The sequence below is a fragment of the Streptomyces sp. 17_S59 genome, assembly GCF_056930295.1.
In genome coordinates this window covers 1277077-1292107 of record NZ_JBXOWD010000001.1, presented here as the reverse complement: position 1 = coordinate 1292107, position 15031 = coordinate 1277077, and the positions used below count along the sequence as shown (strand labels likewise).

The following is a 15031-nucleotide window of genomic DNA, read 5'->3' as shown; positions in this document are numbered from 1 at the left end:
TGGACATGATGGGCCGATGCGGGTAGATGTACGACGGTATTGAAGCTTGAGACCGTATGGCAAGAGGTGGGGCGGAGACTCCTCCTTTGGTGTTTTTTGCGCCTATGCAACCATCCGCACCCGCTGGGCTATTGACGTGCCACCCACAAAGGGGCGGGTCAGCGGAGACCCTCGCGCAGGCCTCCCATCCGTTTGAGCAAACGGTCCGCCGGTTCGAACAGCTCCGGCCGCGACAGCACCGTGTTGCGCAGCGCCCGGACCGGGGCCCGCCGGGCCCGGTAGCCCATGGCCACGGGGTGACGCCTCGTCACCCAGCCTTCGGAGACGCTCAGTTCACGGGTCTTCAGGGAGTCCTTGTACGCCTTGCCGCCGCGCCCCAGGTCCAGATGGGCCACGCCCTCGGCGGCGGCCCCCTCGGCCATCCGCAGGTGCAGCACCAGGCCGGGGGAGTACCGCGCGAACTCCGGGTCGTACGCCGGGAACCAGCAGGCCAGTACCGACGGCGAGCGCAGCCCGAAGTGGGCCGCCACCGGCCGGCCGGCGGCGAAGAGCACGGACAGCAGCCCGGCGAAGGACTCGGTGCGGGTGTGGAACAGCTGCTCGACGAGATGGGCTATCCAGGGGCGCGCGAAGCGGTCGGCGCGCCCCGTTCTTCGGTACTGCGCCGACTTCCAGTCGATCAGCGTGCGCAGCAGCTCCGGGTCGCGCACGTCGTGGACGTACTGCACCTCGCCGGTGTCGCGCCCCAGCCTGCGCTCCTTGGCCAGCGTGGTGCGGGTGAACTTCGGCGACTGCTTGCGCAGCGCGGCCAGATAGCGCTCGTACCCCTGGTCGACGTCGATGACGGGCGAGGCGAACGACCCGGAGGCGGCCACCTCGAAGGGTTTCTGGCCCTCGATCAGGTGGTCGAACTCCCACAGCGACAGCCCGCACGCCTGGAGCAGCTCGCGGGTGTCCCACTGGAAGCCGGGGCGGTGCACCAGGCCCTGGGCGTCCGAGACCCCCAGCCCGATCGCCCGGCCTACGCCCAGCGGGCTGCGCTGGAACGGGAAGAAGGCCACCGGCTCGCCCTCCTCGCGGACGACCGCGATGCGCGTGCCGCGCCGGCAGCGCCCTACGGCGAGGGCGAACTCGGGAGCGAGGAAAGGATTCGCGAGCTGCGGCGAGCCGTCCGCCACCGCCCGCGCCTGCATGGCGGACCACGCCGCCCGGTCGGCCGCCGTGAGGTCACCGGGTCGGTACACGCTGATGTTCACGTCAGGAAGTCCGACTTCTCGCGGCGCGGCCCCGGTGGCGCCGCGCATGTGCCAGCAGGTACAGAAGAAGGCTGACGGCCGCCACCGCGGCGACACCGCCCCGCACCGTCCAGGCGTGCAGCGCGAGCATGGTCTGGGCGACCAGCAGGTCGACCGCGACGGCTCCGCCGACGGCCACCACGGACCGGCTGAGCGGGTCGAGGCCGTGCAGTGCGGCCGCCACGGCGCAGGCGGGCGCGACGATCAGGAAGAAGAGCGTGAACGGCGCGCGCAGGGGCGAGCCGATGTCGGCGAGCGCCAGCACCCCGCCCACTCCCACGATGGCCGCTGCGGCGCCCGCCACCACGGCGAGCGAGTCCCCTGCCGGTGACCTCTTCCCGATGCCGCCCTCCCTGCCGCCCCTGTCGTCTGGTTCCGTCGGATCGCCGAGACCGGTGAGATCAGTGAAGCTCTGCATTGGCGACTTTGCCCCCCGAAGCGCCGGATGCCGGGCTTCAATGTCGCGCAGCCGACGGAGGCCCGTCAAGGTGCGAGGGCCACGCAACCGGTCCGCGGGCGCCATGACCGCCACAACCGGAGCCTGACCGTCGGATGAACAGTCGGAAAACCTGATCCGATGGTCTGACAGTCCATCAATCAATGTCTCGCGGCAGCTTGTTGACACCTTTACCGCCGGTACTCCCGGACGCCCGATTTGGCATGGACACTTCCAGCGACTGCAGGGCGCTGCTACCACGGAGGTGGCAGAAACCCCTGCTAAAGGAGGTTCCATGAAACTGTCCCGGCTCGCGGGGTCCCTCTCCGCACTGGCCCTCTCCGCAGCCCTGGCCCTCGGCGGGTCCACCGCCGCGCACGCCGCCGACCAGACGTCAACTCCCGCCTATGTCGCCCTCGGTGACTCCTACTCGTCCGGCGTCGGCTCCGGCAGCTACGACCCGGACAGCGGCGACTGCAAGCGCAGCACCAAGGCGTACCCGGCCCTGTGGGCCGCCGCGCACACCCCTTCGAGCTTCGCCTTCACGGCATGTTCCGGCGCCCGAACGAGTGATGTTCTCGACAGCCAGCTCGATCCGCTCAACGAGTCGACCGGGCTCGTCAGCATCAGCATCGGCGGCAACGATGCGGGCTTCGCCAGCACCATGAGCACCTGCGTCCTCGGCTCCGACAGCTCCTGCCTGAACGCCGTCGCGCAGGCCCGCACGTTCGTCCAGAACGAGCTGCCGGCCAAGCTCGACGACGTCTACTCCGCCATCAGCTCCAGAGCCCCCTCGGCACACGTCGTCGTCCTCGGCTACCCCCGCTTCTACAGGACCGGCGTCGCCTGCGTGGGGCTGAGCGACACCAAGAGGAAGGCCATCAACGGCGCCGCCGATCTGATCGACTCCGTCATCGCCAAGCGCGCCGCGGACCACGGCTTCGCCTACGGGGACGTGGCCTCCGCCTTCACCGGGCACGAACTCTGCTCCGGCAGCCCGTGGCTGAACAGCGTGACCTTCCCGGTCGACGAGTCCTACCACCCCACGGCCTCCGGACAGCGCGGCGGCTACCTCCCGGCCTTCTCCTCCGTGGCCTGAGCCGGTGACGAACCGGCGCCTCAGTAGCCTCCGCCCGGAGTTGTCGGCGTCCTGGCGGGCGTGCCCGGGGTGCCGGGGTAACCACTCGACGAGCCGGAGGATCCCGACGGCGAACTCCCGCCGCCCGGGGTCTTCCGGCACGAGACCGTGAAGGACACGTGGGGGGACGTCTGCGCCTGCCGCGGGTCCTTGACCTGAAGGGCGATCCAGTCCTGGTCCGGCCCGCCGGACCGGTGGGCCGTCTCCACGTGCTCCAGTGTCCGGCTGCGCGCGTCGCCGCCGAGCCGGAGGCTCTGCCAGCCGCCGTCCGTGACGTCCCCGCTGCCCGTCACCCACCGGTAGGCGAGGCCCACCGGGCCGCCGTCCACGGTGATCGTCCCCCGGAAGGCCGGGGCGGCGTCCTGCGGCGGCGGGCACGGGCCGGAGTAGCGGTCGCGCAGGGCGGTGACCGTGACGTTCACCGTGTACGAGGCCGAGGCCCCGGAAGCGGCCGGCGAGCCGGACGGCCCGGCCGAGCCGGCGGTGCCGCCCTGCGGAAGGGCCGCCCCCGAGTCCTTGCCCGCGCTCCCGCCGGCCGTGCCCGACGACGAGCTGTTGTCGTCCGACCCGCTGCCGTGGTCGGTCAGCCCCCACACCAGACCACCCGCGGCGAGCGCCACGACCACGACCCCGGCCACGAGCGCGGCCCGGGACCGGCCCGGCCGCCGGCCGCCGGGCGGGGGAGCCTCGCCCCGGCCCGTCGGAGGCCCGCCCGGAGGGGGTCCGCCCGCCGGGGGCCCGCCCGGGCCGGCCCGCCCGGCGAGCGACGCGGTCGCGGCCTCCGGGACGGCGGCCGGAGCGGGGGCCGCGGCGACCGTCGGTGTGTACACGGGCGGTGCCGACGCGCGCGGCACGGCCCCCGCGGCGGCCGTCCGCAGCATCCGCTCGGCCTCCGCCGGGCCCAGCCGCTCGGCGGGGTCCTTGCGCAACAGCCCGTCCAGCACGGGCCCGAGCGCGCCCGCCCGGGTCGCCGGCGGGAGCTGCGAGTCCACCACCGCGCGCAGCGTGCTCAGCGGGGTGTCCTGACGGAACGGCGAATAGCCCTCGACCGCCGCGTAGAGCATCACCCCGAGCGACCACAGGTCCGACTCCGGCCCCGGCGGGCGGCCCAGCGCCCGCTCCGGGGCCAGGTACTCGGGCGAGCCGACCAGCTGCCCGGTGGCCGTGAGGGCCGAGCTGCCCTCGATCACGGCTATGCCGAAGTCGGAGAGGACCACCCGCCCGTCGTCGGCGAGGAGTACATTGCCCGGCTTGACGTCGCGGTGCAGCACTCCCACCGCGTGTGCGCCCCGGAGCGCGGCCAGCACCTCCGCACCGATGTGCGCGGCACGCGCGGGGGCCATGGGCCCGTCCGCCTGGAGTACATCCGCGAGTGACAGCCCGCGCACCAGTTCCATGACGATCCAGGGACGGCCGTCGTCCGTGACCACGTCGTACACCGTGACGACGTTGCGGTGCGAGATACGTGCGGCCGCGCGCCCCTCGCGCTCCAGCCTCGCGTACAGCTGACGCACGTCGGGATCGGGCAGCCCGGCCGGCGCCCGCACCTCCTTGACGGCCACCTCGCGGCCGAGCGCCTCGTCCTGCGCCCGCCATACCACGCCCATGCCGCCCTGACCCAGCTGGTCCAGCAGCCGGTAACGGCCCGCCAGCGCCCGTCCGGCACCGGAGCTTCCGTCCATGCCGTGTCCCTCCCCCGAGAGCAATTCGGGGTGAATGTACCGCAACACAGCGTGATTGCCCCCTGCTTCGCTCCGGAATGTCCCGGTCAACTCGCACACGGTGAGGGCGGGTTCAGGCCGGTCCCGTCAACCCCCTTGACGGGGTGGTGAATCCGGCACGCCGATGCGCGGGTGACGCGATGGGGCGATAGGGTTACCCTGCCTGGGCCGGGTGCGTGCCTCGTACGGGTGGGGAGTCTCAATGGATCAGATAGCTATGCGCAGCAGGCCTCGGGTGCCTGCCATCAGTTACGGAAGCGGTGCGTCGAGCGCGCGGCTCGACCGCCACCTCGCAGTGCTCGGCGGGCCCGCCCTGCCGCAGCCCGAGGTCGAGGGCGCTGCCGTGCTGATGCGTGAACTGACCGCGCGCGACCACGTCCGCGCCGGTCAGAGCCGGACGGCCCGGGTCTCCCTGTTCGCCCCGCTGCGGCGGCTCCGCCGCTCGCTCTTCGGCAGCCGCAGCCACGGCTCGGCCTGACCCGGCCTGTACAGTACGGTCGGCCCTTTCCCCGGGGCCGTCCGCATGGCACCACCGGCACCTCCGGCGTCCCCGCCGACGGCTCTCCCGGCAGCCGACCCGTACCGACGGACCGTACCGACGTTCCGTGCTGACGGACCGTGCGCTCAGTGCGCCTCGAGGGTCACGGTGAAGGAGAAGCGGTCGCCCCGGTAGCGGATGCGGGCGACGTCGGCGACATCGCCGGAGTCGTCGTAGGTGATGCCCGTGTAGTGCAGGATCGGGCTCAGCAGCGGCACCTGGAGCAGCCGGGCCGTCTCCGGGTCCGCCAGGCGCGCCTCGACCGTGTCCGTGATGCGGCTGATGCGCACGCCCACGGCGTCGCGCAGCACCTTGGTCATCGGCCAGCGGGCGAGGTCCGCGAGGTCGATGCGCGCGGCAAGCTCCGGACGGACGAGGTTCTCCGCCCAGTTCGTCGGCTCGCCCGACTCCTCGTCGCACCGCAGCCGGCGGAAGGCCGTCACCTCCGCGCAGTCCGGGAAGTGCTCGGCCAGCTCGGCCGGGACCGCCACCGGGCCGTGGCCCAGCACCGCCGTGCGCTCGCCCGACTGCTGGGCCACGATCGCGTCCACCGAGCCCAGCAGCCGCACGGGGGAGCCCCGCCGGGCGCTCGGCTCGATGAACGTGCCGCGCCTGCGGTGCCGGGTGATGAGCCCCTCCGCCTCCAGCTCCTTCAGCGCCTGGCGCATGGTCAGCACGCTGACGCCGTAGTGCGCGGCCAGCGCGTCCTCGGTGGGCAGGCGCAGCGGGTCCTCCGGGCGCCGCCCGAGTATCGAGGCGCGCAGCGACTGCGACACCTGGTACCAGAGCGGCAGCTTGCGGTTGAGGGCGAGGGAGTCGGGGGCGAAGGTGGTCACGGGGGCTCCCTCACGGCTGGAATTCACTGCTGGAAGTGGCGCTCCAGACCCTGCCACACGCCGTCGTAGCCCGTCTGGAGATGGTCGGCGCCCGCCGCCTGCCCGGTAAGGATCATGGGCCAGCGGGTCTCGAACATGAAGGCGAGCCCGTCGTCCACCTTCTGCGGCTTCAGCTCCGCGGCGCTCGCCCGGTCGAAGGTCTCCCGGTCCGGCCCGTGCGCCGACATCATGTTGTGCAGCGAACCGCCGCCGGGCACAAAGCCCCCTTGACCGGCGGCCTTGGCGTCGTACGCGCCCTCGATCAGGCCCATGTACTCGCTCATCACATTGCGGTGGAAGTACGGCGGCCGGAAGGTGTCCTCGCCCACCAGCCAGCGCGGCGCGAAGACCACGAAGTCGACGTTGGCCAGCCCCGGGGTGTCCGAGGGCGAGGTGAGCACCGTGAAGATGGACGGGTCGGGGTGGTCGTAGCTGATCGTCCCGATGACGTTGAAGCGGCGCAGGTCGTAGACGTACGGGACGTGGTTGCCGTGCCAGGCGACGACGTCCAGCGGCGAGTGGTCGTACGTCGCCGCCCAGAGGTTGCCGCAGAACTTGTTGATCACCTGCACCGGCCCCTCGACGTCCTCGTACGCGGCGACGGGCGCCAGGAAGTCGCGGGCGTTGGCCAGCCCGTTCGCACCGATCGGGCCGAGGTCGGGGAGGGTGAACGGCTGCCCGTAGTTCTCGCAGACGTACCCGCGCGCATCGCCGTCCAGCAGCTCCACCCGGAAGCGCACCCCGCGCGGGATCAGCGCCACGTGCCCCGGCTCGGCCCGCAGCAGCCCGAACTCGGTCCGCAGCAGCAGCCCGCCGCGCTCCGGGACGATCAGCAGCTCGCCGTCGGCGTCGCTGAACACCCGGTCCGTCATCGAGGCGTTGGCGGCGTAGAGGTGCACGGCCATGCCGCTGCGCTGCGCGGCGTCGCCGTTGCCGCCCAGGGTCCACAGCCCGGCCAGGAAGTCCGTGCCCGCGGGGGGCTCGGGCAGCGGGTTCCAGCGCAGCCGGTTGGGGTCGGGGACGGTCTCGGTGAAGGGCGCGCCGCGCAGGCCGCCGTTGCCGGTCCGGACGAAGGGCGGGTGCGCGGCCGAGGGCCGGATGCGGTACACCCACGACCTGCGGTTGTGCTGCCGGGGCTCGGTGAAGGCGGTGCCGCTCAGCTGCTCCGCGTAGAGCCCGAGGGGGGCCCGCTGCGGCGAGTTGCGGCCGACGGGAAGCGCGCCGGGGACGGCCTCGCTGCTGTGCTCGTTGCCGAAGCCGGACGAGTACACCAGTGCCTCGGCCGTCTTGCGCGCCTGCTCGTTGCTGCCCGTGCTGCCCGTGTCGCTCATCGTGTGCTCCCGCCGCCGACGGATTCCTATGGGAGACCGTAGGATTCCCGGGCGGGTCCGTCAATGGATCAGGGCGGGCGGATCCCGGCGGCCAAATCCGTCGGGGGGTCTGCCAGTTGTGCGTACCGGTGGGTAGGGTCGACGGGCGGCGCGGGGCGCGGCCCCGCGGCGCCCCTGACCGCACCGCCAAGGAGACGACCGGGCCGTGAGCACCCACGACGGGATCTACATCGACGGCGGCTGGCGGCAGCCCGCCGCCTCCCACGACACCATCGACGTCCGCAACCCGGCGGACGGGCAGCTCATCGCCACCGTCCCGGCCGGTACCGCCGAGGACGTCGACGCCGCCGTACGGGCCGCGCGGGCCGCCCTGCCCGGCTGGGCCGCCACCCCGCCCGCGCGGCGCGGCGAACTCCTGGCCGCCCTCCGGGAGGCGCTGGAGGCCCGCGCCGAGGAGCTGGCCCGGACGGTCACCGCCGAACTCGGCTCGCCCATCGGCTTCGCCCGGCGCGTGCACGTCGGCCTGCCGATCGCGGTCACCGGCTCGTACGCCGAGCTGGCCGCCGCGCACCCCTTCGAGGAGCGGATCGGCAACTCCACCGTCCTCCACGAGCCGGTCGGCGTGGTCGGCGCGATCACGCCCTGGAACTACCCGCTGCACCAGATCGTCGCCAAGGTCGCCCCCGCGCTCGCGGCCGGCTGCACGGTCGTCCTCAAGCCCGCCGAGAACACCCCGCTGACCGCGCTGCTCTTCGCCGGGTGCGTGGCCGCGGCGGGCTTTCCGGCCGGGGTCTTCAACCTCGTCAGCGGCCACGGCCCGGTCGCCGGGCAGGCGCTGGCCGAGCACGAGGGCGTCGACCTCGTCTCCTTCACCGGCTCGACCGCCGTGGGCCGCAGGATCGGCGCGATCGCGGGCGCGGCCGTCAAGCGCGTCGCCCTCGAACTCGGCGGCAAGTCCGCCGCCGTCCTCCTCCCGGGCGCCGACCTGCCCCGGGCGGTCGCCGCCGTCGTCGCCGACGTCTGCCGCAACGCCGGGCAGTCCTGCAACGCCCTCACCCGGATGCTGGTGCACACCGACCACTACGAGGAGGCCGTCGCCCTGGCCGCGGAGGCCGCGCGCGGCTACGTGCCCGGGGACCCGGCCGACCCGGAGACCCGGCTGGGCCCGGTGGTCAGCGCCGCCCAGCGCGAGCGCGTCACCGGATACGTCCGCAAGGGGATCGAGGAGGGCGCCCGCCTCGTCACGGGCGGGCCCGAGGCCCCCGAGGGCCGGGAGAAGGGCCACTTCGTGCGGCCCACGGTCTTCGCCGGCGTCACGCCCGGCATGACCATCGCCCAGGAGGAGATCTTCGGCCCGGTCCTCTCGGTCATCGAGTACCGCGACGAGGACGAGGCCCTGAGCATCGCCAACGGCACCGTCTACGGCCTAGCGGGCGCCGTCTGGGCCGCGGACGAGGCCCGGGCCGCGGCCTTCGCGCGGCGCATGGACGCCGGTCAGGTGGAGATCAACGGCGGCCGGTTCAACCTGCGCGCCCCCTTCGGCGGATACAAGCAGTCCGGCGTCGGGCGGGAACTGGGTGTCCACGGACTGACCGAGTACCTGCAGACCAAGTCGCTTCAGTTCTGATCCTTCCGATCCGGTCCTTCCGATCTGATCCGTTCCGATCCGATCCTTCCGATTCCGCTCCGAGAGGGTGTTCCGCCGTGGTCCGTGCCGCCGTTCTGCCCGCCGTGGGTGCTCCGCTGGAGATCGCCGAGATCGACCTGCCCGACCCCGGGCCCGGCCGGGTCCGCGTCCGGCTGGCCGCCGCCGGGGTGTGCCACTCCGATCTTTCCCTCTCCAACGGCACCCTGCGCCAGCCCGTCCCGGCCGTGCTCGGCCACGAGGGCTCCGGCACCGTCGCCGCCGTCGGCGAGGGCGTGCGGCACGTGGCGCCCGGCGACCGGGTGGTCCTCAACTGGGCGCCCTCCTGCGGCGCCTGCCACTACTGCGGCCTGGCCGAGCCCTGGCTGTGCGCCGACGCGGGCGCCGCGGCCGCGGTTCCGTACGCCACCCTGCGCACGGGCGGCGGCACGCTCCACGCGGCCCTGGGCACGGCCGCCTTCGCCGAGGAGACGGTGGTGGGAGCGGACGCGGTGCTGCCGCTGCCGGACGGCGTCCCGCTCGCCGAGGCCGCCCTGCTCGGCTGCGCGGTGCTCACCGGATACGGGGCCGTGCACCACAGCGCCCGCGTGCGGCCGGGCGAGTCGGTCGCCGTCTTCGGCGTCGGCGGGGTGGGGCTGGCCACGCTCCAGTCCGCGCGGATCGCCGGTGCGGGGACGATCGTCGCCGTGGACGTCTCGCCCGGGAAGGAGGAGCTGGCGCGGGCCGCCGGGGCCACCGAGTTCGTCGTCGCCGCCGAGGGCACCGCCAAGCGCATCCGCGAACTGACCGGCGGACACGGCGCCGACGTGGCCGTCGAGTGCGTCGGCCGCGCCGACACGATCCGCGCCGCCTGGTCGTCGACGCGCCGGGGCGGCCGGACGACCGTCGTCGGCATCGGCGGCAAGGACCAGCAGGTGGCCTTCTCCGCACTGGAGCTGTTCCACTTCGGCCGCACCCTGTCCGGCTGCGTCTACGGCAACGGCGACCCGGCGGAGGACCTCCCGGTCGTCGCCGGGCACGTGCGGGCGGGGCGCTTCGACCTGGCGGGCATGGTCACCGAGCGGATCGGACTGGAGGGGATTCCGGATGCGTTCGGGGCGATGCTGGCGGGTCGGGGAGGGCGCGCGCTGGTGGTCTTTCCCCAGAGCGTGTCTACCGTTCCGTCTGCCACTGCGCGGACGGCAGGTGGATGAGAATCAACACGAAGCCGGCCATGGTGAAGTCCCTGATCGCCGCCTGGAGGCCGTTCCACTTCGCCGACTGCCACATCGCGAACCACTCCCCGCCGATGGCGATGAAGCCCAGCCCGAACAGCAGCATGAGCATCACCAGCCCCACCGTCGTGGCCCGGCGCGCCCCCGCGTAGCCGTGCCCGGGCGCGGCGAACAGGCCGCGCAGCCACAGCACCGTGGCCCACAGCAGCACGAGCGCGGCCAGCGTCTCCCAGACGATGACGGCCACGTAGACGACGTCCTGGACCGTGTGGTCCGTCACCGCCCGCCACATCAGGTCGTGATCCAGGAAGGTGGTGTCCATCGCCATCACGTGCCGGACGAATTCCTGGTTGGTGCCGAAGTCCGTGATGTTGCCGAAGGCGACGAGCGCGATGTACACCGCCACCGTCGCGGTCAGCGCCGTCGCCGCCACCGGCAGGGTGCGCTCAGCGGTCATGCGGGAGGCATTCCCCGGCCGACCGCCCCGGACACCCCCTAAGCGCCCGCTCAGTGCGCGGGGTATCGTGTGCGTTTTCGTTCTTTCCGTCGGCGCGACGGGGCCCGGGACGGGCCCGGAGAGTGGGGAGCAGACATGGGCACCGAGGCGGAACGGCCCGGCGAGCAGTGGGCCGACGTCACGCCCGACGCCGCCCGGCGGCTGCTGACCGCCGCCGTCCAGGCCTTCGCCGAACGCGGCTACCACGCCACCACCACCCGCGACATCGCCGGCCGCGCCGGCATGAGCCCCGCCGCGCTCTACATCCACTACAAGACCAAGGAAGAGCTGCTCTACCGCATCAGCAGCGTCGGCCACCGGCTCGCCCTCGGCATCCTCCGGCAGGCCCGCGACGGCGCCGGCAGCCCGGCCGAGCGGCTCGCCGACGCGGTCCGCCGCTTCGTCCGCTGGCACGCCGAGCACCACACCACCGCCCGCGTCGTCCAGTACGAGCTGGGGGCGCTCGCCGAGGAGCACCACGCCGAGATCATCGCGCTGCGCCGGGAGACCGACGCTGCCGCCCGCGCGATCGTCGAGGACGGCGTCGCGGCGGGCGACTTCGACGTCCCCGACGTGCGCGGCACCACCCTCGCCGTGCTCTCCCTCTGCATCGACGTGGCCCGCTGGTTCTCGGCGGACGGCAAGCGCACCCCCGACGAGGTCGGCGACCTCTACGCGGGCCTGGTGCTGCGCATGGTGGGCTGGACCGGCCAACGGGCCTGACTCCCGGCCCACGTAGAGTCGAGGCCGTGCCGCAGATTTCGAACAAGGCCCAGGAACTCACGGTGGGCCAGCTCTCCGCGCGCAGTGGCGCGGCCGTCTCCGCCCTGCACTTCTACGAGTCCAAGGGCCTGATCAGCAGCCGCCGCACCACGGGCAACCAGCGCCGCTACACCCGTGACACGCTGCGCCGGGTCGCGTTCATCCGGGCCTCCCAGCGCGTCGGCATCCCGCTCGCCACGATCCGCGAGGCGCTTGCCACGCTGCCCGACGAGCGCACCCCCAACCGCGCCGACTGGGCCAGGCTGTCCGAGGTGTGGCGCGTGGAACTGGATGCGCGGATAGCCCAGCTGGGCAAGTTGCGCGACCACTTGGACGGCTGCATCGGCTGCGGCTGCCTGTCGCTCGACACCTGCGCGCTGTCCAACCCGGACGACCGCTTCGGCGGCTTCGGCAGCGGCTCGCTGCTCTACGGCCGCCGCAACGACGCCTGAACCGGCGGCGGCGTCTTCATGGGCCGACGCTCCCCGGGACGCCCGGGGAGCGCCCTCACACCACCGCGTACCGCTCCGCGAAGGCATGACGCCGCGCCGCCGACAGGGCGGCGGGGGTGAGCACGGACACCGGCACCACGATGCCGCAGTCCGTGCAGACGGGCCCCTCCAGCGGGTAGCGCTCGAGGTCGGTCCGCCACTCGATGCGCTCCTGTGCGCAGACGGGGCAGGCGTCACCGGGCGCGGACTCCATGGCCGCGATCACCCGGCGCAGCACGTCCGCGAGCCGGGCGTCGGGCTGCACGTCCGGGGACGCGCACGGCACGATGTCGCAGCCGCCCCAGGTGTTGCGGTGCCAGTCGTCGACGGCACTGGGCTGGCGGATGCCGTCGTGCTTCTCCCTGCGGCGCCGCCCGGCGAACTCGGCCTCGTACGACAGCCAGACCTCGCGCGCCTCCTCCAGCTCGGCCAGCGCCGAGATCAGCCGCGCGGGGTCGGGGGCGCGGTCGTCGGGGGCGAGGCCGGCGCGGGCGCACAAGTGGCGCCAGGTCGCCCGGTGTCCGTACGGGGCGAAGCGCTCCAGGCACTTGCGCAGGGAGGTCCGTCGCAGTGCGATGGTGTTCCGGGGATTGCGCACCTCTCGGGCCAGCGCTCTGAAACCTGCCACTTCTTCCCACCTCCGGCGGCGCGGAACTCGGATCGACATGGAAGGGACGTAATACGTCCCCGATCGGATCCATCGGATATTCGGACCCGCATCTCGGGCCCGCCGGGCGCGGTACCCGGCCGACTCCGCTCTGCTACCCGCAAAGTCCGCACAGATGTGGGTGTACGCGAACCTGGCGGATCCTCGTCCACGGAGCGACCGTCGGCAGCCGCGCCGGTCAGCCCGCGATCCGCGCGGCGCGCAGGACGAGACGGGCCAGCTCGGGGTGGCAGATGTCGCTGTGGGCGCCCGAGGGCGGGCCGCCGCGGCGCACCACCTGCGAGGCGTCGACGTTCACACAGCCCGCCGCCAGGGGGTCGGTGAGCGCCTGGGCCAGGCTGAGCCCGGCCGCGCCCGCCACGGCCTGGACGCCGTCGTGGCCCATCGCGCCCCACCGCCGGTCGTCCAGCAGACCGTCCCCCCACAGCGAGCGGCTGTCCCCCGACACCCGGGAGGCGAGCGGGTAGAGCAGGCCGAGTGCCTGGTCGTGGCGCGAGTAGCAGCACAGCACCGGGCCCTGCACCCGCTCGTACAGGCCGCCGAGCGCCCCGGACCCGCCGTCGTCGAAGGGCAGCCGGGTCGTGAACGCGTAGTGCGAGAAGGCGCCTTGGAGCAGGGTGAGCGAGTGCACGCACGCCGTGTCCTCGGGCAGGCCGCCCAGCGCGAACGCCACGAGCCGGCCGCCGAAGCTGTGCCCCACCAGATGGACCCGCAGGCCGGGCGCGGAGCGGGCGAGCAGCCCGAGGGCCGGGCCGAGCCCCGCCCGGCCGATCGCGCCGGCCCGCCGCTTCATCTCCCAGTACGAGCCCTGGCGCAGCAGCTCCAGGGCGCCGCCCCACAGGCGCTGCCAGGCGTCGCCGAGGCCGCCGAACAACTCGGCGGGCGCGGCCGCCGAGCGGGCCAGGGCGGTGGCGAAGGCCTCGCAGACGGCCCGGGGGTCGGCGGTGAGCATGTCCGGCTGCCCGGCGTCGTACGCCATGTCGTGGGCGGCCGGGTCGGGGGTACCGGTGGTGTCGCGGCGGCCCCCCGCGACGAGCCGGCGGACCAGCCCGGCGAACTCCGCCAGCCGCTCGGGATCGGCCGGCTTGCGCTCCAGCAGCTCGGCCAGCCGGTCGAGGAGGGCCTCGCTGCCGGGGAAGACGCACGCCAGCGCCCGCAGGGTGCCGGGCGGGAGGCCCGGGACGGCGTCCGCGGCCGCCGGCTGCGCGGGGGGAAAGTCCGGGATCGGCTCGTCCGTGAAGCGCATGGACGGCCAGATCACGCCGCCGTAGCCGAGGCGCACGGTGGCCGGGGCGTCCGCGAGGACGGCGGGGAAGGGGGCGAAGAAGCGGTCGTAGAGACGGGTGGCGGTGGAGCGGTCGTTGTTCCAGCCGTGGGCGAAGATCACCAGATCGGTGAGTCCCGCGTCCGTGACCTCCCTCACCAGGGTGTCGCGTTCGGCGGGATCGGGGTCCCCGTCGGCGTCGAACGTCAACTCCCAGTACGGCTCCACGGATATGCCGGTTATGCCCGTCATGGCGTCCCCCTGCCCGGTCCGGTTTCGCGCGCATTTTCCAGACGGCCAAGGGGGTATGTCCAGCCTTTCTCCGGCTGGTTCACTCGTTCGTGAGATAACTGCCGTGCCCCTGTGCTAAGGGCAGATGAGCGATGTGCCGCCCGGTTCTCCCGTCCCCGCTGCCGCGCCCCGGCGCCGCGAGTGGCAAGATCCTGCGAAGGGCCGCGCGGCCCCGGCGCGGCGACGGCACCGCACGACGGCGGAAGGCGGGTGGCGATGACTACCAGAACGGCGGCGGCCGGCACGACGGAGAACGGCGGGAGGCCCGTACCGCAGCGGCTGCTGGCCGCCGCCACCCGGCTCTTCGCCGACCAGGGCTACGACCGCACGTCCGTGCAGGAGATCGTCGAGGCGGCGGGCGTCACAAAGGGGGCGCTCTACCACTACTTCGGCTCGAAGGACGATCTGCTGCACGAGGTCTACGGGCGCGTCCTGCGCCTCCAGCAGGAGCGGCTGGACGTGCTCGCGGGCGCGGATGCGCCCGTCGAACAGCGGCTCCGGGACGCGGCCGCGGACGTCGTGGTGACCACGCTGGCGAACCTCGACGACACGAAGATCTTCTTCAGGTCCATGCACCACCTGGCGCCGGAGAAGCTCCGCCAGGTACGGGCCGAACGGCGGCGCTACCACGAGCGGTTCCGGGCGCTGGTGGAGGAGGGGCAGCGGACGGGGGTCTTCAGCCGGGAGACGCCGGCGGACCTGGTGGTGGACTACCACTTCGGCTCCGTCCACCACCTGGGCAGCTGGTACCGCCAGGATGGCGCGCTCAGCGCGCGGGAGGTGGCGGACCACCTTGCGGATCTGCTGCTGAGGGCGCTGCGGCCGTAGGGGGCCCTGCGGGCCCCAGACCCCGGACGGGCTGATTTT

At 73.4% G+C, this 15031-nt stretch carries 15 protein-coding genes; 7 read left to right on the top strand and 8 right to left on the bottom strand.

Annotation, left to right across the window (positions count from 1 at the left end; all coding sequences use genetic code 11):
• Positions 1–158: 158 nt before the first annotated feature.
• Both AC1Z4A_RS05515 and AC1Z4A_RS05510 read right to left on the bottom strand, forming a co-directional pair.
• Positions 159–1256, bottom strand: a complete 1098-nt coding sequence (locus tag AC1Z4A_RS05515; protein ID WP_483676698.1) for a GNAT family N-acetyltransferase — start codon at positions 1254–1256, stop codon at positions 159–161.
• Position 1257: 1 nt separating this feature from the next.
• Positions 1258–1713 carry a hypothetical protein gene (locus AC1Z4A_RS05510; protein WP_483676697.1) on the bottom strand — a complete coding sequence of 152 codons (456 nt, stop codon included), beginning with the start codon at positions 1711–1713 and terminating at the stop codon, positions 1258–1260.
• A 313-nt stretch (positions 1714–2026) separates the two neighbouring features.
• Here AC1Z4A_RS05510 and AC1Z4A_RS05505 point away from each other — a divergent pair, with 313 nt between their 5' ends.
• Positions 2027–2830 (top strand): SGNH/GDSL hydrolase family protein, encoded by an 804-nt coding sequence (locus AC1Z4A_RS05505; RefSeq protein WP_483676696.1) that lies wholly within the window; start codon positions 2027–2029, stop codon positions 2828–2830.
• A gap of 20 nt (positions 2831–2850) precedes the next feature.
• Here the strand turns inward: AC1Z4A_RS05505 and AC1Z4A_RS05500 are convergent, their stop codons facing one another.
• On the bottom strand, positions 2851–4551 hold the full coding sequence (locus AC1Z4A_RS05500; protein ID WP_483676695.1) for a serine/threonine-protein kinase: 1701 nt from the start codon (positions 4549–4551) through the stop codon (positions 2851–2853).
• Between the two features lie 241 nt (positions 4552–4792).
• Between AC1Z4A_RS05500 and AC1Z4A_RS05495 the strand changes: the two genes are divergently transcribed.
• Positions 4793–5068 (top strand): hypothetical protein, encoded by a 276-nt coding sequence (locus AC1Z4A_RS05495; protein WP_483676694.1) that lies wholly within the window; start codon positions 4793–4795, stop codon positions 5066–5068.
• Between the two features lie 146 nt (positions 5069–5214).
• Here the strand turns inward: AC1Z4A_RS05495 and AC1Z4A_RS05490 are convergent, their stop codons facing one another.
• Positions 5215–5964 carry a GntR family transcriptional regulator gene (locus tag AC1Z4A_RS05490; RefSeq protein WP_483676693.1) on the bottom strand — a complete coding sequence of 250 codons (750 nt, stop codon included), beginning with the start codon at positions 5962–5964 and terminating at the stop codon, positions 5215–5217.
• 23 nt (positions 5965–5987) lie between these two features.
• Complete coding sequence (gene hmgA, locus AC1Z4A_RS05485; RefSeq protein ID WP_483676692.1) at positions 5988–7334, bottom strand: homogentisate 1,2-dioxygenase; 1347 nt, start codon at positions 7332–7334, stop codon at positions 5988–5990.
• Between the two features lie 205 nt (positions 7335–7539).
• On the opposite strand from hmgA, the gene AC1Z4A_RS05480 reads away from it, so the two are divergent.
• The gene (locus AC1Z4A_RS05480) at positions 7540–8961 is read left to right on the top strand and encodes an aldehyde dehydrogenase family protein (protein ID WP_483676691.1); all 1422 of its coding nucleotides are present in this window, start codon (positions 7540–7542) and stop codon (positions 8959–8961) included.
• Positions 8962–9038: 77 nt separating this feature from the next.
• Positions 9039–10172: a zinc-binding dehydrogenase gene (locus AC1Z4A_RS05475; RefSeq protein ID WP_483676690.1), complete on the top strand. Its 1134-nt coding sequence runs from the start codon at positions 9039–9041 to the stop codon at positions 10170–10172.
• Here the strand turns inward: AC1Z4A_RS05475 and AC1Z4A_RS05470 are convergent.
• The gene (locus AC1Z4A_RS05470) at positions 10132–10650 is read right to left on the bottom strand and encodes a DUF2165 domain-containing protein (protein WP_483676689.1); all 519 of its coding nucleotides are present in this window, start codon (positions 10648–10650) and stop codon (positions 10132–10134) included. The two genes, AC1Z4A_RS05475 and AC1Z4A_RS05470, sit on opposite strands and share 41 nt — an antisense overlap.
• A gap of 135 nt (positions 10651–10785) precedes the next feature.
• Here AC1Z4A_RS05470 and AC1Z4A_RS05465 point away from each other — a divergent pair, with 135 nt between their 5' ends.
• Positions 10786–11412 carry a TetR/AcrR family transcriptional regulator gene (locus AC1Z4A_RS05465; RefSeq protein WP_483676688.1) on the top strand — a complete coding sequence of 209 codons (627 nt, stop codon included), beginning with the start codon at positions 10786–10788 and terminating at the stop codon, positions 11410–11412.
• 26 nt (positions 11413–11438) lie between these two features.
• Positions 11439–11903 (top strand): redox-sensitive transcriptional activator SoxR, encoded by a 465-nt coding sequence (soxR, locus tag AC1Z4A_RS05460; RefSeq protein WP_483676687.1) that lies wholly within the window; start codon positions 11439–11441, stop codon positions 11901–11903.
• A gap of 55 nt (positions 11904–11958) precedes the next feature.
• Here soxR and AC1Z4A_RS05455 read toward each other — a convergent pair whose 3' ends face one another.
• On the bottom strand, positions 11959–12570 hold the full coding sequence (locus tag AC1Z4A_RS05455; RefSeq protein WP_483676686.1) for a hypothetical protein: 612 nt from the start codon (positions 12568–12570) through the stop codon (positions 11959–11961).
• Between the two features lie 217 nt (positions 12571–12787).
• On the bottom strand, positions 12788–14125 hold the full coding sequence (locus AC1Z4A_RS05450; protein ID WP_483676685.1) for a serine-threonine protein kinase: 1338 nt from the start codon (positions 14123–14125) through the stop codon (positions 12788–12790).
• Positions 14126–14380: 255 nt separating this feature from the next.
• On the opposite strand from AC1Z4A_RS05450, the gene AC1Z4A_RS05445 reads away from it, so the two are divergent.
• The gene (locus tag AC1Z4A_RS05445; RefSeq protein WP_483676684.1) at positions 14381–14992 is read left to right on the top strand and encodes a TetR/AcrR family transcriptional regulator; all 612 of its coding nucleotides are present in this window, start codon (positions 14381–14383) and stop codon (positions 14990–14992) included.
• Positions 14993–15031: the final 39 nt, after the last annotated feature.